Origin of the sequence: Burkholderia sp. Ap-955 (assembly GCF_011753045.1) — a bacterium.
GTDB lineage: Bacteria > Pseudomonadota > Gammaproteobacteria > Burkholderiales > Burkholderiaceae > Burkholderia > Burkholderia lata_D.
Genome location: NZ_VWWH01000020.1, coordinates 30,176 through 52,646, shown reverse-complemented (window position 1 = coordinate 52,646; position 22,471 = coordinate 30,176). Strand labels below are relative to the sequence as shown.

The 22,471-nt window shown below is 63.0% G+C and carries 24 protein-coding genes; 17 read left to right on the top strand and 7 right to left on the bottom strand.

Features of this window, described 5'->3' with window-relative positions:
- Positions 1-193 precede the first annotated feature (193 nt).
- The 4 genes from F3J15_RS14225 to F3J15_RS14210 all read left to right on the top strand — a co-directional run bounded on the left by F3J15_RS14225 (position 194) and on the right by F3J15_RS14210 (position 3,054).
- Positions 194-511, top strand: a complete 318-nt coding sequence (locus F3J15_RS14225) for a co-chaperone GroES (RefSeq protein ID WP_089487124.1) — start codon at positions 194-196, stop codon at positions 509-511.
- Positions 512-587: 76 nt separating this feature from the next.
- Positions 588-2,210, top strand: a complete 1,623-nt coding sequence (gene groL, locus F3J15_RS14220; protein WP_166891786.1) for a chaperonin GroEL — start codon at positions 588-590, stop codon at positions 2,208-2,210.
- Between the two features lie 110 nt (positions 2,211-2,320).
- Positions 2,321-2,575 carry a hypothetical protein gene (locus F3J15_RS14215; protein ID WP_069250263.1) on the top strand — a complete coding sequence of 85 codons (255 nt, stop codon included), beginning with the start codon at positions 2,321-2,323 and terminating at the stop codon, positions 2,573-2,575.
- 137 nt (positions 2,576-2,712) lie between these two features.
- The gene (locus F3J15_RS14210) at positions 2,713-3,054 is read left to right on the top strand and encodes a hypothetical protein (protein ID WP_166891783.1); all 342 of its coding nucleotides are present in this window, start codon (positions 2,713-2,715) and stop codon (positions 3,052-3,054) included.
- 214 nt (positions 3,055-3,268) lie between these two features.
- On the opposite strand, the gene F3J15_RS14205 is transcribed toward F3J15_RS14210, so the two are convergent.
- The 3 genes from F3J15_RS14205 to F3J15_RS14195 form a co-directional block, all read right to left on the bottom strand.
- Positions 3,269-3,832, bottom strand: coding sequence for an Hsp20/alpha crystallin family protein (locus F3J15_RS14205; RefSeq protein WP_069249562.1), 564 nt, complete (start codon positions 3,830-3,832; stop codon positions 3,269-3,271).
- 208 nt (positions 3,833-4,040) lie between these two features.
- Positions 4,041-4,448, bottom strand: a complete 408-nt coding sequence (locus F3J15_RS14200; RefSeq protein WP_089487128.1) for an Hsp20/alpha crystallin family protein — start codon at positions 4,446-4,448, stop codon at positions 4,041-4,043.
- Positions 4,449-4,463: 15 nt separating this feature from the next.
- A complete protein-coding gene (locus F3J15_RS14195) occupies positions 4,464-4,904 on the bottom strand; it encodes an Hsp20/alpha crystallin family protein (RefSeq protein ID WP_089449507.1) in 441 nt (146 codons plus the stop codon).
- 255 nt (positions 4,905-5,159) lie between these two features.
- Here F3J15_RS14195 and F3J15_RS14190 point away from each other — a divergent pair, with 255 nt between their 5' ends.
- The 5 genes from F3J15_RS14190 to F3J15_RS14170 all read left to right on the top strand — a co-directional run bounded on the left by F3J15_RS14190 (position 5,160) and on the right by F3J15_RS14170 (position 9,353).
- Complete coding sequence (locus F3J15_RS14190; RefSeq protein ID WP_069249559.1) at positions 5,160-5,543, top strand: hypothetical protein; 384 nt, start codon at positions 5,160-5,162, stop codon at positions 5,541-5,543.
- Between the two features lie 282 nt (positions 5,544-5,825).
- On the top strand, positions 5,826-7,118 hold the full coding sequence (locus F3J15_RS14185; RefSeq protein ID WP_166891781.1) for a divalent metal cation transporter: 1,293 nt from the start codon (positions 5,826-5,828) through the stop codon (positions 7,116-7,118).
- Between the two features lie 88 nt (positions 7,119-7,206).
- Positions 7,207-8,442 carry a DUF2252 family protein gene (locus tag F3J15_RS14180; RefSeq protein ID WP_345891540.1) on the top strand — a complete coding sequence of 412 codons (1,236 nt, stop codon included), beginning with the start codon at positions 7,207-7,209 and terminating at the stop codon, positions 8,440-8,442.
- A 461-nt stretch (positions 8,443-8,903) separates the two neighbouring features.
- Entirely contained in the window at positions 8,904-9,110 is a 207-nt protein-coding gene (locus tag F3J15_RS14175) for a hypothetical protein (protein WP_166891778.1), read from the top strand.
- 54 nt (positions 9,111-9,164) lie between these two features.
- Complete coding sequence (locus F3J15_RS14170; protein ID WP_069249558.1) at positions 9,165-9,353, top strand: hypothetical protein; 189 nt, start codon at positions 9,165-9,167, stop codon at positions 9,351-9,353.
- A gap of 317 nt (positions 9,354-9,670) precedes the next feature.
- On the opposite strand, the gene F3J15_RS14165 is transcribed toward F3J15_RS14170, so the two are convergent.
- From F3J15_RS14165 to F3J15_RS14150, 4 genes are all read right to left on the bottom strand, one after another.
- Positions 9,671-11,041: an MFS transporter gene (locus tag F3J15_RS14165; protein WP_166891776.1), complete on the bottom strand. Its 1,371-nt coding sequence runs from the start codon at positions 11,039-11,041 to the stop codon at positions 9,671-9,673.
- A 469-nt stretch (positions 11,042-11,510) separates the two neighbouring features.
- Positions 11,511-11,825 carry a helicase gene (locus F3J15_RS14160; protein ID WP_069249556.1) on the bottom strand — a complete coding sequence of 105 codons (315 nt, stop codon included), beginning with the start codon at positions 11,823-11,825 and terminating at the stop codon, positions 11,511-11,513.
- Positions 11,826-12,017: 192 nt separating this feature from the next.
- A complete protein-coding gene (locus F3J15_RS14155) occupies positions 12,018-12,248 on the bottom strand; it encodes a hypothetical protein (RefSeq protein ID WP_166891773.1) in 231 nt (76 codons plus the stop codon).
- A 50-nt stretch (positions 12,249-12,298) separates the two neighbouring features.
- The gene (locus F3J15_RS14150) at positions 12,299-12,880 is read right to left on the bottom strand and encodes a hypothetical protein (protein WP_166891770.1); all 582 of its coding nucleotides are present in this window, start codon (positions 12,878-12,880) and stop codon (positions 12,299-12,301) included.
- A 1,363-nt stretch (positions 12,881-14,243) separates the two neighbouring features.
- On the opposite strand from F3J15_RS14150, the gene F3J15_RS14145 reads away from it, so the two are divergent.
- From F3J15_RS14145 to F3J15_RS14110, 8 genes are all read left to right on the top strand, one after another.
- On the top strand, positions 14,244-15,488 hold the full coding sequence (locus F3J15_RS14145) for an acyl-CoA dehydrogenase family protein (protein ID WP_240158890.1): 1,245 nt from the start codon (positions 14,244-14,246) through the stop codon (positions 15,486-15,488).
- A gap of 57 nt (positions 15,489-15,545) precedes the next feature.
- Positions 15,546-16,043 carry a PhzA/PhzB family protein gene (locus tag F3J15_RS14140; RefSeq protein WP_069249553.1) on the top strand — a complete coding sequence of 166 codons (498 nt, stop codon included), beginning with the start codon at positions 15,546-15,548 and terminating at the stop codon, positions 16,041-16,043.
- 89 nt (positions 16,044-16,132) lie between these two features.
- Positions 16,133-16,690, top strand: coding sequence for an isochorismatase family protein (locus tag F3J15_RS14135; RefSeq protein WP_269466155.1), 558 nt, complete (start codon positions 16,133-16,135; stop codon positions 16,688-16,690).
- A complete protein-coding gene (locus tag F3J15_RS14130; RefSeq protein ID WP_166891765.1) occupies positions 16,687-18,618 on the top strand; it encodes an anthranilate synthase family protein in 1,932 nt (643 codons plus the stop codon). Before F3J15_RS14135 ends, F3J15_RS14130 begins: the two co-directional genes overlap by 4 nt.
- Before the next feature lie 45 nt (positions 18,619-18,663).
- Positions 18,664-19,872 carry a PhzF family phenazine biosynthesis protein gene (locus F3J15_RS14125; RefSeq protein WP_166891763.1) on the top strand — a complete coding sequence of 403 codons (1,209 nt, stop codon included), beginning with the start codon at positions 18,664-18,666 and terminating at the stop codon, positions 19,870-19,872.
- Positions 19,838-20,548, top strand: coding sequence for a phenazine biosynthesis FMN-dependent oxidase PhzG (phzG, locus tag F3J15_RS14120; protein ID WP_235986628.1), 711 nt, complete (start codon positions 19,838-19,840; stop codon positions 20,546-20,548). Before F3J15_RS14125 ends, phzG begins: the two co-directional genes overlap by 35 nt.
- A gap of 26 nt (positions 20,549-20,574) precedes the next feature.
- Positions 20,575-21,414, top strand: coding sequence for an SAM-dependent methyltransferase (locus F3J15_RS14115; RefSeq protein ID WP_166891761.1), 840 nt, complete (start codon positions 20,575-20,577; stop codon positions 21,412-21,414).
- Positions 21,411-22,454 (top strand): NADP-dependent oxidoreductase, encoded by a 1,044-nt coding sequence (locus F3J15_RS14110; protein ID WP_166891759.1) that lies wholly within the window; start codon positions 21,411-21,413, stop codon positions 22,452-22,454. Before F3J15_RS14115 ends, F3J15_RS14110 begins: the two co-directional genes overlap by 4 nt.
- The last annotated feature ends 17 nt before the right edge of the window (positions 22,455-22,471 follow it).

Genomic DNA, 22,471 nt, shown 5'->3' with positions numbered 1-22,471 from the left:
CCAAGGCCATCGTTTGGGCAGCCTGAAACAATTTGTTACATAGAGCCCATTTCGCCCCCCTTGAAGTGAGCGACGAGCACCTCTATTTCGCTTTCCGCCAGACAGTGGCACGGCTGCCCGGCAGCGACGCTTGCGTCGCGTTGCCTGGCAGGCGGATTCCTTTTTCGAACCTTCAATCGCTCAGGAGATGAGAATGCAGATTCGTCCCCTCTACGACCGGGTTATCGTCAAGCGAATCGAGACGCAGCGGACGACGGCCTCGGGCATCGTGATCCCCGATTCGGCCGCGGAAAAGCCCGAGCAGGGTGAAGTCGTCGCGGTCGGCAATGGTCGGCTGCTGCAGGATGGAACGCTTCGCGCGCTCCAGTTGAAAGTCGGTGACCAGGTTCTCTTCGGCAAATACGCGGGCCAGACCGTCAAGGTCGATGGCGAGGAACTCCTCGTCATGCGCGAAGAAGACGTCATGGGCGTCCTCGAGGCCGATACCAGCGCGTCCCGCAAGGCCGCCTGAGATCCCGGGCAGATCGCGAACACCCGCGGGTCGTTCGCGACACATCGAATCAACGACTTCTATCCAGAGTAACAAGATGAGTGCAAAAGACGTCAAATTCCACGACGGCGCCCGCGCCCGTGTCGTCGAGGGCATGAACGTGCTTGCCGATGCCGTGAAGGTCACGCTCGGGCCGAAAGGCCGCAACGTGGTGATCGAGCGCAGCTTCGGCGCACCCACCATCACGAAGGACGGCGTGTCGGTCGCGAAGGAAATCGAGCTGAAGGACCGCTTCGAAAACATGGGCGCGCAGATCGTCAAGCAGGTCGCATCGAAGACCGCCGACGTGGCCGGCGACGGCACCACCACGGCCACCGTGCTCGCGCAGGCGATCGTGCAGGAAGGCATGAAGCACGTTGCCGCCGGCATGAATCCGATGGACCTCAAGCGCGGCATCGACAAGGCCGTGGCCGCGGTGCTCGATGAACTGCGCAAACTGTCCAAGCCGATTTCCACGAACCGGGAAATCGCGCAGGTGGGCTCGATCTCGGCCAACTCCGACGAGGCGATCGACAAAATCATCGCGGATGCCATGGAGAAGGTCGGCAAGGAAGGGGTCATCACGGTCGAGGATGGCAAGTCCCTCGAGAATGAGCTGGATGTCGTTGAAGGGATGCAGTTCGATCGCGGCTACGTCAGCCCCTACTTCATCAACGATCCGGAAAAGCAGGCGGCGTATCTGGACGACGCACTGATCCTGTTGCACGACAAGAAGATTTCGAACGTCCGGGATCTGCTGCCGATCCTCGAGGCGGCCTCCAAGGCAGGCAAGCCGCTGCTGATCGTTGCCGAGGACGTCGATGGCGAAGCGCTGGCCACGCTCGTGGTCAACGCGATGCGAGGCATCCTCAAAGTCGTGGCCGTCAAGGCGCCCGGCTTTGGTGACCGGCGCAAGGCCATGCTGGAAGACATCGCCACCCTCACCGGCGCAACCGTCATCTCGGAAGAAACCGGCAAGCAACTGCAGAAGGCCACGCTCGAGGATCTCGGCGGCGCGAAGCGCGTCGAGGTTCGAAAGGACGACACGATCATCATCGACGGCGCGGGCGACGAGCAGCACATCGCGGCGCGCGTGAAGTCCATCCGTGCGCAGATCGAGGAAGCCACGAGCGACTACGATCGCGAAAAGCTTCAGGAACGTGTGGCGAAGCTGGCCGGAGGGGTGGCCGTCATCAAGGTCGGGGCGGCCACGGAAGTCGAAATGAAGGAGAAAAAGGATCGCGTCGACGATGCGCTGCATGCGACACGCGCGGCGGTCGAGGAGGGCATCGTACCGGGTGGCGGCGTGGCGCTTCTGCGCGCGCGTTCCACGGCGACGAGCCTGAAAGGCGCCAACGGCGACCAGGACGCGGGCATTCGTATCGTGCTGCGCGCGCTCGAAGCACCGCTGCGCGTGATCGCCGCGAATGCCGGGGATGAACCTTCGGTCGTCGTTGCGAAAGTGCTCGAAGGCAAGGGCAACTTTGGCTACAACGCGGCCACCGGTGAATACGGCGATCTTGTCGAGGCAGGTGTGGTCGATCCGACCAAGGTCACGCGCACGGCATTGCAGAACGCCGCATCGATTGCCGGGCTCATCCTGACGACAGACGCAACGGTAGCCGAAGCGCCGAAAGACCCAAAACCGGTGCAGTCGGCCGCACCTGAGTTCGAGCACTGACCCCGGCAGCGGGTCGTGTACGCGCCGGCCAACAGTCGCGGCCGGTGCGAGTCGTTTGGCGCCGCAGGCTGCCCCTCATCATGCGGCGCCCCTTTTTGCCGATGATCGACATGAAACTCGAACTTTGCATTGACTCGAAACCGCTCGACATCGAGCTTGACGACGTCGTGGCAGGACTGCTGGCCGTTCGGCTCGATTTGCCGGAAAACGCCGATCACCGGGACGCCATCACCCGTTATCTCAACGAGAAGGGGGCGCCCTGGAGCCTCGACGCGGACCACATGCGCCGACGTATTCTTCGCCGACTGATCCTGGATATCGCCGATCCGGCACTCGTGATTCGCTATCTGATGGCGGGCGACTGAATCGGCCTGGCCGGTTTCAATCGGCAGGCAGGGCATGATGCGCGTTTGCATCCATAAGTTATCCTGCTGATTTGGTCGCGTCGATGCCAGGCAATCGCCGCTCGCCCGTCGCTTCGCCGCCAAGGATTCCCGCCGGGGTGCTCGGTCTGGACACCCTCAAGTTCTTGCAGCTCTCGATTGACGCAGGGCTTTCCGGCCTCGGCCAATTCAGCAGCGAAGCGCTGGAGGAGGCGATGGTCGCTGTCCGATGTGGCTCAATGCGCGCGGCACGACCGGCAATGAAGGTCTTCTTTGATGGCTGTCGGTTCTGGCTCGCCAGTCACTTTCACCGTCATGAGGCGGCCCGCCGTCTCGGTGCCCGTCATCAGGAATTCTGGTGCGAGATCGAGTCAGGCTCGAAGCTCGACGCAGTGCGATATGCGTCGAGCGTTTCCGGCCTCGAGCGTTTCTGTGACGACCCGTCCACATCGGCCGGCTGACCGCCATCCGTGGATTCGTTGCGTTCGTCGCCCGTCGGCGCAACATGACCCGTCCTGATACCAGGCGCGTTCTGCGTGATTCCGCGTGCGGCACTGACTCAACGAAGCGTTTCCTGAAAGCGGCGTAGCCAGGTATTCGGGCCATCCGCATCAAGACTTCGCATGAGAAACGCATGCACCCGGAAGCCGACACCGGCGGGCAGGGGAAACCCGATCAGCCGATATCGATCGTGCGACTGGTGGACCTGGCCGGCTCCGATTTCGGTACGGTCAACGTGAGGACACCGTTGTCAAACTTTGCCAAGGTGTGGTCAGGGTCGGCATTTTCCGGCATCGGGATCGTGCGCACGAAGCTTCCATGGGCGCGCTCCAGCCGGTAGCAACCGTTTTCTTCACTGCTCACGTCTTGCTTTTTCTCTCCGCGCAGCACGATTGCCCCATCCTCGACGCTCACCTTCAGATCTTCGCGCTCCATTCCGGGCAGTTCGGCGGTCACGCGCAGCACCGGGCCTTCATCGACGACGTCGATGCGCGGCTGGAAGCGCGATGAACTGAAGTCGCCAAACCACCGTTCGAGCGCGCCGTGGCCAGCGAACGGGTCATGAAGGAATTCCTCCATGGCGCGCAATGGTTCTCGTGAAAACAGTCGCGAAATGTCGGGCCACGACGTACGCCACGGCTCGCCTGTCGGCGGACTGTCCGGGCCTTCCGCATCGGACTTGCGGGTGGCCCCGCGAAGGAACTTGAAGGGGTTCCACTTTTTCGGATCGACATTCATGGCGTCCTCCGATTGATCTCCAGTCTGTTTTGAGCCTGGCGTAGCCGTCCGGTTCGGACACGCGCGCCATGATCCGTTTCACGAGGATCGTGCGGATCCGGATCGCGTGTCCTCACCGATACGCCTGCGTCAACTCAGGCAGCGAAGCCTCGCTGATCCTGTTCTGAGTTGACGGAGGGGCTCGTGCTGCGCCTTGGCTCATGACGCGTCAGCCGGTCTTGATTTCGATGCGTCGTGGACGCGCTTCGTCGCGGCGCGGGATGGTCAGCTTCAGCACCCCGTCCTGAAGGCTCGCCTCGATCCTCGACGAGTCGAGATCCGCCGACAGCGTAAACGTGCGGGCGAAATGCGGCTCCCGAACCTCGGCATGCTGAAGCCGCAGATTTGCCGGCGTCGGCACCACAGCCTCGGCCTCGATCAGGAGGCTGCTGTCGTGAACCTTCACGTCCAGCTTGTCCTTCGTCACGCCGGGCAAATCGGCCCACAGCGTGACGCCGTGACTGTCCTCGTATACGTCGACGGCCGGCACGAGCGTCACCCGGCGCACGGCCTGTTCGGTTTCGCGACGCGCAACGGCAGACGCGTCGCGTTCCGCCAGTTGGGTAGTGTCTTTCATGATCGGCTCCTTTTCTTACTGGACAGCGATGGCACGCGGCTTGGACGATTCACGCTTGCCAATGCTGATTGATAGACACCCGTTTTCGTAGTGCGCCTGGACCTTGTCGGGATCGGCGGCCTCGGGCAGCTCGATGACCCGCCGGAACGTTCCGGCAAAGCGCTCTTGCGCATAGGTGCGCCGCTCACCCCCGGTGTCGCGTTGTGCCGATTTGCGTTCGCCGCCAATGGTCAGCAGCCCCTTGTCGATCGACACATCGAGCGCGGCGGCGTCGACGCCGGGCGCGAACGCGACGATCTCGATTGAATCGTCTGTCGCGCCGATATTGATCTGAGGGAAAGTGCCGAAACGGCTCGCGCGAATGCTGGACGGGAAACCGCCGAAGCGTTGCGCCATCTGTTGCTGCAGGCGGTCGAACTCGCTGAAGAGATCGGTTCCGAAATAGAGATCGCTCATGATCTTATCCTCCTGGCCTGTTGCAGCATGGAGGCGAACGGGCCTACGCGCTCCAGTTCGCCTGCCAGACTGCGTGGCAAACAAATCGAAACACGCAGCGCGCGGAATGGAGCGACCCGCGCGTCTGCCTGAGCGAAACTTAAGATAGGAATTCTGCGGAGAAATTCAAGGGGCGCCCGTCATTTTTTTGCACTTGAAATCGGTGCGCTGGACCCTATCATCGCGGCGAATCGGTACTACGTTACGGAGGACGCCATGGAGTTCGACACTGATTGGCTGACGCTCGGCAGACATCGTATCCGGCTGCGTTCGACGAGGGGGTTTCCGACCGAGTCGATGCGCACCGTGGCGGAGGTCGTCCGGCTTGCGATCGACAACAACATGAGTGCGCGGGCTCGACTCGTCGAGGTCGTGTGCCGGCAGGAAAAGACTTACGACGTCGTCGTTGGCACCACGATGGCGGAGGACAAGTTTTGTGCGCCGCAACTCGAAGCGGCCGTGGCCGTTGTGCTGGGCCTGTTGCCTGACCAGATCAACATCACGGTCACACCCGTCACGCAAAAGGAGGTCGATCTGCACTTCGGCGTGTATGAGCGGATGCTGTCGGAGAAACTGGGTACGACATCGCCAATCCGATGATCGGCCGGCCCGGCACGGGGCGGTGCGGCGGCCTCCAGCCGGATCGCCCCGTCGCGTCACCGCGCAGCGGCGAGGTCGTGATCGATATCCCGATGGAGGGCAGGCGGACCTCGCATCAGGCGGCCATTCCGCCGGACCAGCGTGACTCGGAGCAGCACGCGGAAAATGCATGAGAGGGTGGCCTCGCGTGATCCACGAGGATCGAACCTCAGCGCGTACCGGATGGCGACCTGCATCGAACGGGTACGTGAATTGCTGGGGCCGTATCGGGAGGCCACCATCATGAACAATCCTGAACCGCTCGAAATCGAGAAAACGACGCCTAAGCCGACCGGCCAGAACTGGGCACGTCGCCTTGGCCCCGGCTTGATTACCGGTGCGGCTGACGACGATCCGTCAGGTATCGGTACGTATTCGCAAGCCGGCGCGCAGTTCGGATTCGAATTGCTATGGACTCTCTTCCTGACATACCCGCTCATGACGGCCATACAACTGGTGAGCGCGCGGATCGGGCGAGTGACCGGCAAGGGGCTTGCATCGAACATGCGGGCTCACTACCCGATGTGGCTGCTCTATAGCGCGGTCGTGCTGCTGATGATCGCCAACGTCATCAACATCGCCGCCGACCTGTCGGCGATGGGCGCCGCAGCCGGCTTGCTGCTCCCCGGGCCGCACCAGCTCTACGTCGTTGGGCTGGGTGGCCTGTCGGTCGTGCTTCAGGTGTTCGTTCCCTATGAACGGTACGCGCGCCTTCTCAAGTGGACGGCGCTGATCCTGCTCGCTTATGTGGCGGTTGCCCTGATCGTCCCGATCCGGTGGACCGAGGTGGGCCGTGCGATCGTATGGCCGCATATCGTGCTGGCGCCGGACTACCTCACGACGGTCGTCGCGGTCCTCGGCACGACCATCAGCCCGTACCTGTTCTTCTGGCAGGCCTCGCAGGAAGTCGAGGAACTGCAATCCGCGCCGCGTGAAGGGCCGCTTCGCCGAGTTCCCCGCCAGGCCCCGGCGCAGTTGCGCCGAATCAGTTTCGATACCTGGCTGGGGATGGGCGTATCGAATGTCATTGCCTTCTTCATCGTGCTCACCGCGGCGGCTACGCTGCATGCGCACCACATCGAGGTCAAGACGTCGGCTGACGCCGCGCGGGCCCTTGCCCCGATCGCGGGTCACTTCGCCTATATGCTGTTCGCGCTCGGGATCGTCGGCACCGGCCTGCTGGCGCTGCCGGTTCTCGCAGGATCGACCGCATACGCGGCGGCCGGCACATTCCGCTGGCGCAATAGCCTCGCCCTGAAGTTGACGCTCGCGCGACAATTCTACGCGGTCATCGCATTGGCAACCGTGGGTGGCGTGGCAATCACGTTCATGCATTTCGATCCGATCCATGCGTTGTATTGGAGCGCCGTGATCAACGGGGTAACGGCGGTCCCCATCATGGTCATCATGATGCTGATGGCTCGGAGCAAGCGGGTCATGGGTGAGTTCGCCATTGCGGGACCGCTTGCGTGGGGAGGGTGGCTTGCAACGCTTGCAATGGCAATTGCAGCCGCGGGGATTTTTGTGCCGGGATGAAACCGACTCCTCAAGGCGACGCATTCAGTTCACGCAGGCAAGCGGCTACCGATCGGAAGCGTGTTGTAACGCGACAGCTGGGGGCATTGTGACGAAGAAAACTTCGAAATTGATGGGGTTGCCTGCCGTTGATCAGAGGTCGATCTTCCTCGCGGAGCTTCGCCACGAGAAGATGGCGCGTTCGGTGCACACATATGTGCGTGGCAGCGCCGCACACTTTTACGAGTGGCTCGGGAGTCGCAAAGAAGGATCCCTTCCTGACGGGCCGCCGGTCTGGATTTGCGGGGACTGCCATCTTGGCAATCTCGGCCCCCTCGCGTCAAAGACGGGAGAGGTGACGGTGCAGATTCGTGATCTCGACCAGAGCGTGATTGGCAATCCTGTTCATGATTTGCTCCGGCTTGGACTTTCGCTCGCGACCGCGGCTCGTAGCTCCGATCTACCCGGCGTCATTACCTGGCGCTTGATCGAGGCACTCGTCGACGGATACGAACAGGCGTTCGACCGGAAGGCCGAAGACCGGCCAGATGGGATACGCCGTCCGACCGCGGTTCAGATCGCGATGAAAGCGGCCCTGCATCGGTCGTGGCGGAAGCTCGAACGGCAAACGATCCGGAATGTCGAACCTCACATTCCACTGGGCAAGCGATTCTGGCCACTCTCGACTCAGGAAAAATCGGCAATACACGCGTTGTTCGAATCCGCGCCTGTTGACACGATCGGCGCGGCGCTCAGTCACGGCGCGCGCAGCACCGCCAAAATGAAGGTGCTCGATGCTGCCTACTGGGTAAAGGGTTGCAGTTCTCTGGGCCGGCGCCGGTATGCCGTGATGCTCGACATCGATGGCGCGTGTTCCGACGGCGGGCCGCCATGCCTGATCGATATCAAGGAGGCTGCGGTCGCCGCAGCGCCCTCGCATGCCGGTGCACGAATGCCCCGGGATGCCGCTCAACGCGTGCTCGAAGGAGCGAGACGCGTCTCTCCCATGCTGGGAAGCCGGATGTGCGCGGCGCGACTGGACGGGCGCTCTGTCGTGATTCGCGAACTGATGCCGCAGGATTTGAAACTGGCGGCCGAGCAACTCTCCGAAAACGATGCCGTCAAGGCTGCCCGCTATCTTGCTTGGGTCGTGGGACGCGCACATGGTGAGCAGATGGACGAGCGGACCCGCCTCGCGTGGCGCGCCGAGCTGAGGCGTCACCACCCCAAGACCGTCGATGCACCCTCCTGGCTGTGGCGAAGCATCATCGAACTGATGGTCGCGCATGAGGAGGCCTATCTCGAGCATTGCCGGCGTTATGCACTCGGCAAGCCCATCCGATAGGTCGATGAAACTCCAGCCTCCGCACAGCGGGCAACCATTCCGGTCGTTTCACGATTGAATCAGATGGCCTCGAACACCGAAACGGAACGGCACCAGCGATACAACGGTGGCCGACACGCGGGGATTGGACGGCGAGCGAATCGATCCCTACTTGTCGGCGCCAGACTGATAGCTATGAGAGACGGTCAGCGGACGCCGAAGCGAGCTGTCGGGCACGCCCGGCGGCGCTGATTTCAAGTTTGAAACATCCGTCCACAAGACCGTACGACAACGCGCCATGGGCCGGACTCGACTGCGTTGTCACGGTATTGCTGCGTGACGCCCGACGATCGCCGCGCCGAGCGTCGCCAGCAAGGTCCCGGATTCAAGGGGACCCCCGCCCGTCGATTCATTCGTGAAACGATCGGCACGAGTGTTCACCTGGAACGGCAAAAGGACGAAGGGGCGGGGAGCGGTGACGCGTGACCTTGACGGCCGCCGAGCAAACTGAACTCGAAGCGCTGTTTCTTGTCCATCGTGAGTTGCTTGCGTCCATCGCTACCTTGAGGCGATGGAGCGGCGGGCGGCCCGGCATGGCGCCGACCGCTGCGGTGCATGCGACAAGCGATGCGACGGCAGTGGATTTGCATCGCGCGCCGCGTCATCGCAGCGACATCTTTCTCGCGTAAATCTATGGTACTTCGCCAGTCGGCGAGGTACCGTTTTCTCAAGGAATACCGACCATGGCGGCAAAACGCCTTCGCATCAACATGATTACCCGTCGCCAGTCGACGTTCGACGGCCGGCATCTCGACACCGAGGCGGCACGTCGCCTCGGCGCGCACGCACAGGACGCGATTCCCGCCCACCTGAAAGGTACGCAGGGCGCCGAGGCAGAATGGCTGCCGCGCGTGAAGGTCAGCGAGCGATAACCCGATTACGCCGGGCGAGGCACTGCGCGACAGCACCGATCTCGCAGTCCGGCGGCTCTTCCCATTTCGATCGAGATGGAACGCGTTCGCCGGACGGCGAGCGCCGGATCACGAACGTCTCGGCTCGCGTATCGCGCCCTGTCGTCAGACCCGCTCCGGACGGGGCGGGTAGGCGTACCGCGGCGCCCGGCGCCGTCACGCGGCATGTCGGCCGCCAAGCCAGGCTCGATGCACCCGCAAGCAACGTCCGTCTCGCGTCCGTGACGCCTTGCGATCGCGGTTGCGGGCGTCATCGCCGGCCTGATCGGGCCCATTCGTCAAGTTAGCGGCGGCGCGTGCCCGTGATCCCCCAATCCCCGTGCATCGTCGTATTCCCGCGAAATATCCTTGTTCGTATAGTCCCCGAGCTTCGACGCGGCGACCACGCTCAGCACCGCACACACCAGCACGTACGCCGCGATCGCATACCCCGAGTGGTAGTAGGCAAACAGCGCGGTCGCGATCAACGGTGCCGGGCCACCGGCAATGACCGAAGCGAGCTGATAACCCATCGACGCGCCGCTATACCGCAACCGCCCTGTGAACGATTCGGCAATCAGTGCAGCCTGTGGTCCGTACATCATCGAATGCGGGACCAGCGACAACACGATCGCCGCGAAGATCCACACCGGATTGCGGCTATCGACCATCGCGAAGTAGACGAATCCGAACACGCCGACGACAGCCGCACCGATCATGTACATCCGCCGCCGTCCGATCAGATCCGACACGTGCCCGAACAACGGAATGGTGAAGAACTCGACCACGGATGCGGCCAGTACCGCCGCCAGCAGCAGTTCGCGCGTGACGCCCAGCGCCGTGATCCCGTAAGTGAACACGAACGCCGTATAGATGTAGAAGGGCGCCTGTTCGGCCATCCGCGCAAACGCCGACAGCACGATATCCCTCGGCTGCTTGCGCAGCACTTCGAGCATGGGCGTCTTCTCGATCCGACGCTCGGCCAGCAGTTTCGCGAAGATCGGCGTCTCGAGAATATTCAGGCGAATATAGAGCCCGATCGCGACCAGCACGACGCTGAGGATAAACGGCACGCGCCAGCCCCATGTCAGGAAGGCGCTGCCGGAAAACCAGCTCATGGCCAGCACGGCAAGGTTGGCGAGAAACAGGCCCGCCGGCACGCCGAACTGCGGCCACGACGCGACGAAACCGCGATGGGCATTGGTGCGCGCCCACTCCATCGACATCAGGACCGAGCCGCCCCATTCGCCGCCCACGCCGACGCCCTGGATGAAACGCAATACCGTGAGGATGACGGCGCCCCAGATGCCGATCGCGGCGTAGGTCGGAACGAAAGCCACGGCGAACGTGGCGAGCCCCATCAGCAACAGGGTCACGATCAGTGTGGCCTTGCGTCCGATGCGGTCGCCGTAATGGCCGAAGATCGCTGCGCCGACCGGACGTGCGACAAAGCCGACGGCATAGATCAGGAACGCCTGTAGCGTACCGACGAGTGGGTGGGATTGGGGGAAGTACAGCTTTGCGAAGACCAGGCCGGTGACCGTGCTGTAGAGGAAGAAGTCATACCATTCGATCGTGGTGCCAATCGTGCTGGCGATGACGGCGCGGCGTAACTGGAGCCGGGCTTCCTCGTCGGAGAGGGGCGTGGCCGCGGATTGCATGGCAGCCATTTTGATATCTCCCGGAACAGGGCGATAGAGAAATTAACCATACGCCCCGCGACAGGTTCCGGCAAGCGCGAGCGACGAATGGCCGCTTCGTCGCCCGGGCCCTTCATTCAGCCATCCTTAAATATCATAATATGACGTTTGACCATCATTCGCCTTGGCAACGACGAGGTGGGTGTGATGTTCGAGCCGTACGCACGCAGAGACGCCGAATGGCATGTCACGGAGCATTCGACGACCGCACCTGATGCCGTTACGGGTCGCACTGTGGAGCGTCAGTGCGCGATGTCGATCCGGCGGATAGGCATGCGCCAAACGCGCGCGAAGGTGACGGCTGCAAACATTCGGACAATGGCCGATAGCGTGCGTGAAGCCGTCGCAGTCCTGCAAAGGCAAGTCGGAAAACACGGGCAAGCGGCTAAGCGATCCGTAGTGATCGGCGGTGGACCAACCAGGCCTGCTCACCATTCATTCATGCGTCTTTCAGCCAGGGCATTTCCACGGGTGACACGACCAGTTGCCGGAATTCGCGTTTCAGATCGAAGATGAACCCGACCAGGATCATGGAGTCGGCGTAAGGAATCGGAAAGACATGCGGATTTTCCGGCGTACGCAGCGGGCGCTCGGGGCTGTCGGCCGTCGCCGCGGCGTTCTCGCGAACGCTTTCCAGTTCGTCGGCCATGGCCACGCCACTGATTTGCAGCACACGGCTGCGCAGGTCACTGAAGGGCTCGATGCGCGCAGCGTCTTCGTGGTATTCGGGCACTTCGTAAACGAACCAGGACATTTTCGTCTCCTGTGAGAAGGGGCGCTATTTTAACGCTGCGCGACGCTTCACCGGGAGTCGGCCACGTTGTGCGGCGGCCGCGGTTGCTCGAGGCAGTCCGGCAGGGGCGATTTCTCCGGACGTCCAGGCTTCAAACCCGTGTCCACCACGGCCTGGACCACCTTGAGTCGGTCAAGAGCTCGCTTGGCGCGCTCAGTCTCGGGCGCGTGGCGACTGGCAGGAAATGGCGCGTGACCGGCTCGAATCGCCGGAAATCAAATCGAATGCCAGCAGCGATGTTGTGCGGATAGCCGATCCGGCGACCGCTTGCGGCGCGCCGTGTACGAGCGTGACGTGCGAGGCGTTGCAGTGCCGCAAATGGACGTACGGCGTGTCGATGATTTTTGCTGCAAGATCGGACACTGCGTGGGTGTGAACGATCATTAGCGCAGGCAAGGCGCCCGGGCATGCACCGCCGCCCGGGCGCCGCGCGCTTACCGCGCGAATGTGGATATCGGCCGGCCGGCGTGGGTGCAGGTGAGCCCGAACGAGAACGGCAGGTTGCCTTCGTCGTACGTACCGCTTACCTGATAAGCCGCTCCGACTTTCGGAATCGGCTTGTTGACCGCAAAGACCCCGGCCCGCAACTGCGTCAACTGCGTCCCGTTGAAATCGATCGACGCGATGCCGTCGACCAGCACCGGATCGCCATGCAACGCGACGACGCGCACGTCATGCGCGTGGCGTGTCACGACCGCCGCCTGCTCGAGCGAACGCCGGGGAATCCAGCTCTGCGCACCGAGCGCCAGCGCCTGCGCCTCGGTAACGCCTTGCGCGAGCAGATCCCCCGCACCCGCTTCAAAGCGGTACGCATCGCCGAGTGCTTCGGCACCGGGCTCATCGTCGGCGAGCGCGAGGACAGGCTTGCTCCGCGCCGGCAATTGCTCGATCGTCACGCCGAGGATGAGCGGCGAGTCCGACGTGGAGGTGCCGGTAAAGCTGCGTCCCGCCTCGCTGTAGCTCCACTGCGCGCCTGCCGCTATTGGTATGCTGCTGCCGGCAATCGCCTCCGCCACGCGATGCCCCCAATCGCGAAATCGACTCGCCATCGCCTGCACCCGTTCAATCACGGAATCGATGATTCAGGCATGAGAATAAAGAACAAAATCATGCCGCTCCGATCATCAATTGAAGGGGAAAGGTCATCGACACACTTCGGAAGTGCTTTTTGCGCGCCTGAAGTTCAATTTCCAGAATTGGAAATTTAAACTGAATTCCACAGGCGCAAGGGTGAGAGTAGATCAGCGCGAAACCAATTCAAGATGTACTTGTGCGACACATTTATTTAAATGCATACCCGATTATTCGCTGCCTCATTGACCACACAACCCGTAAATTTCTTCATTCCGGTCATTAGAAACGAATCGCTTGATGATAATCCTGCACGATCCAATCGATCGTTTCACCCCGGCTTCCGCCGACAATCCGATTGTCGAAAGCCCAGCAATTGTGCGATCCATTTATTAAAGTTCAGAATCAACGCCAGCCCGCTCGACAAGACGATCCAATATTCAATCATTCAGTTCGGACAGGCCGATGAACTCACTGTTTTAACCAACGCAACTCAGCTCTCGTCTCTTGCACTTATTGATGCTGTTGGTGTTCGAAGTTATCCGCAGTTCATCACACCCGACCGCTTAGAGCCACGAACGGTCTTCGCTCGGACCCGATATCGGGCATCATTAGATTTTTAAAATGATCGCCAAATTTATTTTCCTCACGGTCTCATTCAGCTTGGCGGAGTATCACCCGTCAAATTTAACAGGTGGTAATTTCTCGGAATTATCCTACGCTTAACCGTCATATATGGATGGGGGATGCGCGGCATAATGGGGTGGGATTTATATTTATGCCATTAAATGGGGTGGGAAACCTGATGACCCCGGTTTGCGCCGAAGGCTTGTCTCGATTTGCCGGATATTGTTCGGCGCCCGCTGAATAGCATCAAGAGTAGGAAGTGCTGGCGAAGCTGAATAACTCGTGCGGCGCTCCATTGTGTAAAGAGGCGCCCAGAGGCTCCATCACTCAGGCTTTGAACAGGAACTCGACGAGACAGCTTGTCTCGCGAAGGACTGGCATGCCCGGCCGCTTTAAATGAAAAACGCAAGAAACCTATAAGGGAATTGAAATAAAAATGCCTTTTTGAGTGATAAGGCACAGCTGGGTGCGGATCTCATGGCTGTTGTCGCGCCAATATTTTCCGAATTCCGGATGCGCCCACTAAAGGCGGTGGCGCTTGCTTGCTTCGGTTTCCTGATTAATTGATCGTTGAATTTTTCGCAACCCTTATTGTTTTAAATTTTTCAACAAAAAAGATTGTAAGTCCATTCTGGAGACGCCGTGAGCACGATACAGACCTCGCAGTGCATGACTCGTGAAATGACAAATGAACGCACGTTGCAGGAAGGGAATTCGGCCGGACATGACGCCATTGGGCTCGATGAATCGGTGGTCGAGCATGAGCAATTGATCGCGAAGGCGGCAGAAGTCGCCCGCGTGCTCGCGGAAGAATCGCACGCTGCCGATACCGGGCGCCGCCTGACCGAGCGTGCCGTCGCCGCGCTGACCGAGGCGGGGCTGATGCGGCTCTTCACGCCGCGCCGGCTCGGCGGCTACGAAGCGCGTCCCGCCACGCTGTTCGACGTCTGCTACGAGCTGGGGCGCGGCTGCTGCTCGGCGTCGTGGGTCACGAGCGTGCTCAACATGGGCAATTACATGATCGCTCACTTCCCCGAGAGTACGCAGGACGACGTGTGGGGCGGCAACCGCGACACGCGCACCGCGCTCATCATTGCGCCTTCGCGCGCCCAGGTCGAACGCGTCGACGGCGGTGTCGTGGTGACGGGAGAGTGGGGTTATGCATCGGGCAGCCTGCACGCCGAATGGATCGGCGCGCTGATCCCGAAAGGCGTCGATGCCGACGACGAGACGATCAACTTGGTCCTCATGCCGATGAGCGAGCTCGAAGTCCGCGACACCTGGCATATCACGGGCATGCGCGGCACCGGCAGCAACACGGTCGTGGCGAACCGGCTGTTCATTCCGCGCCATCGCGTGACGCCTTACGCGCCGATCGTGCAGGGCCGGTCGCGCCTGCCGTCGGAACGCCACCGTTTATATAGCGGCGCGTTCTCGGGCTTGCTGTCGATCGGTCTGCTCGGACCGCAACTCGGGGCGATCGTCACCGCGCTGGAGCTCGTGCGCGATCAGGCCCACGAGCGCCGCGTCGCCTCGTCCACGTTCAAGAGCCAGGCTGTTTCGCCGGCGTTCCAGACCGATCTCGCCGAAGCTTCGATGATGATCGACGGCGCGCAGCTGCACGCCCGCCGCATCGTCGAAACGGTCGAGCACCACGCAACGGCCGGCGTCCTGCCCGACGAAGTGACGCGTTCGCGCTTTCGGATGGAATCGACGCGCGTCACGCGCCTGTGCCGCGAGGCCATCGATCGCCTCATGACGGCCTACGGCAGCGCCGCCTTCATGGAATCCAATCCCCTGCAGTTGATCTGGCGCGATCTGAACGTGGCGAGCCGCCACGCGGGCTTCGGGATGGGCATTCCGCAACTTGTCTACGGCCGCGCGCTCGTCGGCCTCGATCCGCGCGAAATCAGCTACCTCGTGTAATCCCACGCGGCCTCCCGGTTCCCGGCGGGGCGGCCCTCTTTGACGACAGGAGCTTGCATGTCAGACGTCGAATCCCTCGAAAACAAGCCGGAAAATCACGCGCACGTCGCGGCCCGGCAGCACAACCGCAAGATCGTCGAGCAGTACATGCACACGCGTGGCGAAGCGAGGCTCAAGCGCCACCTGCTGTTCACGGAAGATGGCGTCGGCGGTCTGTGGACGACCGACAGCGGCCAGCCGATCGCGATTCGCGGCCGCGAGAAGCTCGGCGAGCACGCCGTGTGGTCGCTGCAATGCTTCCCCGATTGGGTCTGGACCGACATCCAGATCTTCGAGACGCAAGACCCGAACTGGTTCTGGGTCGAGTGCCGCGGCGAAGGCACGATTATTTTCCCCGGCTACCCCCAAGGCCATTACCGCAATCACTTCCTTCACTCGTTCCGCTTCGAAAACGGATTGATCAAGGAGCAGCGCGAATTCATGAACCCTTGCGAGCAATTCCGTGCGTTGGGTATCGAGGTTCCCGAAGTGCGCCGGGATGGTCTACCGAGCTAACGCATACCCAATGGAGGAGACGAATGGCTGGTATCCCGTCGATTCAACCGTACGCGCTGCCCGATTCGAGCAGCCTGCCCGAGAACGTCGTGTCATGGCGTGTCGATCCGTCGCGCGCGTTGCTGCTCATTCATGACATGCAGAACTATTTCCTTTCGCCGTTGCCGCCGACGCTGCGCGAGACGTTGACGACCAATGTCGCGTCGCTGCGCAAACGGTGCAAGCAGGCCGGTATTCCCGTCGCGTACACGGCCCATCCCGGGCGCATGACCGAAACGGAACGCGGTTTGCTGCGCGATTTTTGGGGGCCTGGCATGGAGACGACGCCGGCCGATCGGGACGTCGCCGAGGCCGTCGGCCCTTCCCCGGACGACTGGATGCTCACGAAGTGGCGCTACAGCGCATTTTTCCGCACCGACCTGCGCGAGCGCATGCGGGAGAGCGGTCGCGATCAGCTGATGCTGTGTGGCGTCTACGCGCACATCGGCGTCATGATGTCGGCCGTCGATGCGTTCACGAACGACATTCAACCGTTCTTCGTCGCCGATGGCGTGGCGGATTTTTCCGAAGACCATCATCACCAGGCCCTGGAATACGTGGCCCAGCGTTGCGGCAAGGTGGTGAGCACCGAGGAGGCGCTGGCATGAACGCCGCTCCGAACCGCAACCTTTTCGATCGCATCCTCCACGGACAAGCACCGTGCTTCGCGTTGATCGCGCGTTCGACGGGTAGCGCTGGGGAGCGCGCGACGATCGATGTCTTCGCCGGCGCGGTTTCCTATCCGTCCTCCCTGGCCGAGCTTCCGTTGGCCGCACCGACGGTGGCGGGCGCGGACCGTCAGGAGCTGCTTGTGCTCGTGCCATACCGGCAGTTGCACGAGCGCGGCTTCAGAGCACACGACGACGGCGCTCCGCTCGTCGCGATCACCTGCGACGAGCACGAAACGGTGTCCGCGCAGCTCGCGCTCGCCGCCATTCCCGATGCCGATACCGCGCTCGGCGAGCGTCACTTCGATATCGACGACGAGGCCTACGCCGAGATCGTCGAGCGCGTCATCACCGACGAGATCGGTACCGGCGCGGGCTCGAACTTCGTCATCAAGCGCACGCTCGAGGGCGATCTCGACGACTATTCGCCCGCCAAGGCGCTGGCAGTCTTCAAGCGTCTGATGCGCCGGGAAGTCGGCGCGTATTGGATCTTCGTGATTCATACCGGGGAGCGCACGTTCGTCGGCGCCACGCCGGAGCGCCACCTGACGCTGCATGAAGGCCGCGCGACGATGAACCCGATCAGCGGAACTTATCGATATCCGCAAAGCGGGCCGACGATCGATGGGATCAACGCCTTTCTCGGCGACCGCAAGGAATCCGACGAGCTGTACATGGTGCTCGACGAAGAGCTCAAGATGATGGCGCGCATCTGCCCGACCGGCGGCCAGGTCACGGGGCCGCACTTGCGCGAGATGGCGCGGCTCGCCCACACCGAATATTTCATCGTCGGGCACACCGAGGCCGATGTCCGCGACTTGCTGCGCGAGACGATGTTTGCGCCGACGGTCACCGGCAGTCCGATCGAAAGCGCGACCCGCGTGATCGCGCGGCACGAGCGGACCGGCCGCGGCTACTACAGCGGCATTGCCGCGCTGATCGGCCGCGATGCGTGCGGCGGGCGCACGCTCGACTCCGCCATCCTGATCCGCACCGCGGAGATCGACCGCGCCGGCCACGTTCGCATCGGCGTCGGTTCGACGCTCGTCCGGCATTCGGACGCGGTATCGGAAGTCATGGAGACGCATGCCAAGGTGGCCGCGCTATCGAACGCATTCGATCCGCCGGAAGCCGGCCCGGCGCTCGGACAGCATCCATCGGTGCACGCGGCGCTGCGCGAGCGCAACGAAGGCATCGCGGACTTCTGGTTTCGGCCCTATGGCGAGCGACAAGGCGAGACGGCCGATGAGTTGGCTGAGTTGAGCGGCTGCCGCGCGCTCATCATCGACGCCGAAGATCACTTCACGGCGATGATCGCCCAGCAACTGTCGTCGCTCGGCCTCGTCACCGAAGTGTGCGGCGTTCATGACGCAGTGGACCTTGCGCGTTACGACGTCGTCGTCATGGGGCCGGGCCCGGGAGACCCGAGCGACGCCGGTGATCCACGCATCGCTCGCCTCTACGCGTGGCTGCGGCAACTCCTCGACGAGGGCAAGCCGTTCATGGCCGTCTGCCTGAGCCATCAGATCCTGAACGCCATCCTCGGCATTCCGCTCGTGCGGCGCGAGGTGCCCAATCAGGGCATCCAGGTCGAGATCGATCTGTTCGGCCAGCGTGAGCGCGTGGGCTTTTACAACACGTATGTCGCACGGACCGTCCAGGACGAAATGGAAATCGACGGCGTCGGCACGCTGGCCATCAGCCGCGATCCGCGCACGGGCGAAGTGCATGCTTTGCGCGGTCCAACGTTCAGCTCGATGCAATTCCACGCCGAATCGGTCCTGACCGTCGACGGGCCGCGCATTCTCGGTGAAGCCATCACACACGCGATACGCCGCGAAAAACGCATGACAGCGTTGACGGCCTGACGACTCTTTGCGCTTTTTATCGAACCCTATAGGACACGCGTTTTCATGATTGTCGACATCGTTTGGTGGAACCTCGACGGTTCCGAGCAGAGCATCGAATCGCTGAAGGCGCGTGTGGACGACAGCACTCTCGCGCGCTGGTCGAACGTGCCGGGCTTGCGCGAGAAACATTGGATCGCCGACGACGACCAGAATCGCTGGGGCGCGATCATGCTCTGGGACGGCGAGCGTCCGCCCGCGCATCTACTGCCACCGAACGACGCGCAGACGCTGATCGGCTTGCCGGTTGCCGAGCGCTTGCGCTTCTCGGTGGAGGCAAGCGCCGCGAGCGGTGAGATCGCGGCGCGCATGCGCGCGCTCGAGCCGGCAGCATCGCACGCGAATACACACGCGGCGGCGCCGATCCATGCGTCGCATCCAATCGACTACATCGTCGTTGACGCCTTCACGCGCACACCGCTCGAAGGCAATCCGGTTGCCGTCTTCCTGGTCGACGATCCGCTGCCGGCGGAGCGCATGCAGCGGATCGCCCGCGAAATGAATCTGTCGGAAGTGGTGTTCGTGATGCCGCCGAAGCAGGGCGGCGACGTGCACGTGCGCATCTTTACGCCGGTCAACGAGCTGCCGTTCGCGGGCCATCCGCTGCTGGGCACGGCCGTGGCACTCAGGCACGTCAAGGCGCAGGATCGCTTCGTGTTCGAGACGGGCATGGGGCTCGTGCCGTTCGACGTGCGATCCGATGCGCCCGGCGAGGCTTACGTCACCATGCAGCAGCCGATCCCGACGTGGACGCGCTTTGATCGGGCCGAGCGTCTGCTCGAAGCGCTCGGCGTCGAAGCGTCCGTGTTGCCCGTGGAGGCCTATCGAAACGGCCCGCGCCACGTGTTCGTCACGGTGCCCGACGCCTCCGCGCTTTCCGACGTGCAGCCGGACCATCGCGCGTTGGCCGAGTTCGAGGATATGTCGGCCATGTGCCTGGCCCCGGCGGGCGACCACTGGCGCTGCCGGATGTTCTCGCCGGCCTACGGCGTCGTGGAGGATGCGGCGACGGGCTCCGCCGCCGGTCCCATCGCCATTCATCTTGCCCGCCACGGACTGATTTCGTGGGGCGAGCCGCTGCATCTTCTCCAAGGCGTCGAGATCAAGCGCCCCTCGCACATGCATGCGCGGGTGAACGGCTCGGAGCACGGCATCGAGGCGGTCGAGGTCAGCGGTCACGGTGTCGTCGTCGCGCGCGGCCGCCTGGGCGTCTAGCGTCGCCCCCGTCTTTTGCCATCACGAAAACATTGCTATGAACACCAGTCGATTCGAAAGCCTCACCGGACGTGTCGATGTCCTGTTCCCCGAATATGACGACCCGCCGTCCGAGCCGATCACGCTGCTCAAGCGCTGGCTCGCGACGGCCGATGAAGCGGGCGTCCGCGAGCCCAAGGCGCTCGCGCTCGCGACCGCCACGTCCGACGGACGCATCTCTTCTCGCATCATCGCGTTCTCCTCGATCGACGACCGTGGCGTGATCTTCTGCACGCATTCGACGAGCCGCAAAGGACGCGAACTCATGGAGACGGGCTGGGCCTCGGGCTTGCTGTATTGGCGCGAAACCGGGCAGCAGATCATGATTTCCGGCCAGGCGGTACCGCTCGAGGAAAGCGAGAACGACAAGCTCTGGTTCGGACGCTCGGTGCCGATGCACGCGATGTCGAGCGCCTCGCACCAGAGCGACGAGCTCGTCGACCGCGAAGCGCTGCTCGCGCACGCCGCCGAGTTGCTCGCGCTCGGCGTCGCGTTGCCGCGGCCGCCGCGCTTCGTCGGCTATCGGCTCGAGCCTCACGAGATGGAATTCTGGGCCGCCAGCTCCGACCGGCTTCACCGGCGCCTCAGGTACGAACGCGATGGCGACGATTGGAAAACCACCCAACTCCAACCTTGATTCTCTTGCGGATAAGGAACTTGCCTGTGTCTACTTTCGATATTCCGGTTGGCGTCGGCCAAACCGCACTGTTCATCGCCTGGCAACGTCATGCCGAAGGCCAGCGCCCGGATGCCTTGTTTCACGATCCGTTCGCCGCAGCGCTGATCGAGCACTTGGCCGGCACGCCGACGCATGAGCACGTCAGCGAAGTCGCGCGGCGCGCGAACTTTCCGCAATATTTCGTCGTCCGCACACGCTACTTCGACGATGCCATTCTCGCGAACCTGAGCCGCGGAATACGGCAGGTCGTCACGCTGGCCGCCGGCATGGACGGCCGCGTGGCGCGCCTGGCGTGTCCGTCCGGCACGCGCTGGTTCGAGCTCGATCTCGACGACATCATCGCCTTCAAGCGCGAACTCATGAAGCAGTCCGGGTTGCCGCTGCAGTGCGATTGGCGGCCGCTCGTCGCCGATCTGACCTCGGATTGGGCGAGCCCGTTGCGCGCGGCCGGCTTCGATCCCGCCAAGCCCACGATCTGGCTCATCGAAGGGCTGCTGATGTATCTGCGCGACACGGACTGCGACGCGCTGATCCGTCAGGTGGGCGACCTGTCGGCGCCGGGCAGCGCGCTCATGCTCGAGCATCTCGCCGCGCGCATGATGAGCGACGAGGGCAGGGAAGCCCGGGCGCGCGTCGAATCGCAGGGCGCTCGTTGGCTCTCGTCCCGCGACGATGTGCGCGACTGGCTCGGCCGATACGGCTGGACAGCGACCGTGCATGCCTCGGACGACCCGACGATAGCCTACGGCCGCAGCGTCGCGCGCATCCCGGCGGGCTGGTTCGCCTCATCGACGCGCACGGCGCCCGGCGGGAGCGGATCATGAATCGGTCGATTCCCATGCGGCGCGAGGTGCGCTTGAAGGCGAAGCTGAAAGGCCTGCCGACACCGGACGATTTCGAAATCGTCACCGCCGCCGCGCCGGCGGCCGGCTCGGGCGACGTGCTGGTGCGCAATCGCTATTTCCTGGTCTCGGCTTCCTTGCGCGCGATGATCAGCGAAGGCGCGGAAGACGTGCCCGGTGTGCCGTTTCCGTGTTTGTCGGCGGGTGACGCGCTGATGGGCGAAGCGCTAGGCGAGGTGGTGAGCGCGCCCGCCGGCAGCGGTTTGTCGTCCGGCGACATCGTCACGCACTTCCACGGCTGGCGAGACTACGCGGTGGTGCCCACATGGGGCTGCCAGCGCGTCGGCGAGGCGCTGCCGGAGCCCGCCGGCTATCTCGGCTACCTGGGGCACGGCTGGACCGCCTACGCGGCGCTGACGCGCGGCGTGCCGATCCGTCCGGGCGACACGGTGTTCGTCACGAGCGCGGCCGGTGCGATCGGCGCGATGGCCGGACAGATCGCGCGGCGGCTGGGAGCGGGGCGCGTGATCGGCAGCACGAGTTCGCGTGACAAGGCACGACGCCTCATTTCCGAGCTCGGATATGACGCCGCCGTCATGCGTGGCGACAGCACGCCGTTCGCAGAGCAGTTGCTCGAAGCGGCGCAGGGCGGCATCGACGTCCTGATCGATTCGGTCGGCGGCGAGCAATTACAGGCGGCCGTCACGGCCGCCCGCGAAGGGGCGCGCTTCCTGATCCTCGGCGCGCTGTCGGGCCAGCTTGCCGCGACGGGAACGGGTCGAACCGCGCCCGCCGAAATCGATACCGTTCAATTTCTCCTCAAGAGGATCACGATGCGGGGCTACAGCGCCGACGACAATCCGGAGGCGAAGGGCGAATGGTTCGAGCGTTTCGCGCAGTGGCTGCGCGCCGGAGAGATCGCGTTCCCGCATACGGTGATCGACGGCCTCGATGACGCGCCGAGCGCGTTGTCCGACACGTCCAGCGGACGTTATCTGGGCACGGTGCTCGTCAAGCTGTAGCGGTGCGGAGCGTGGGC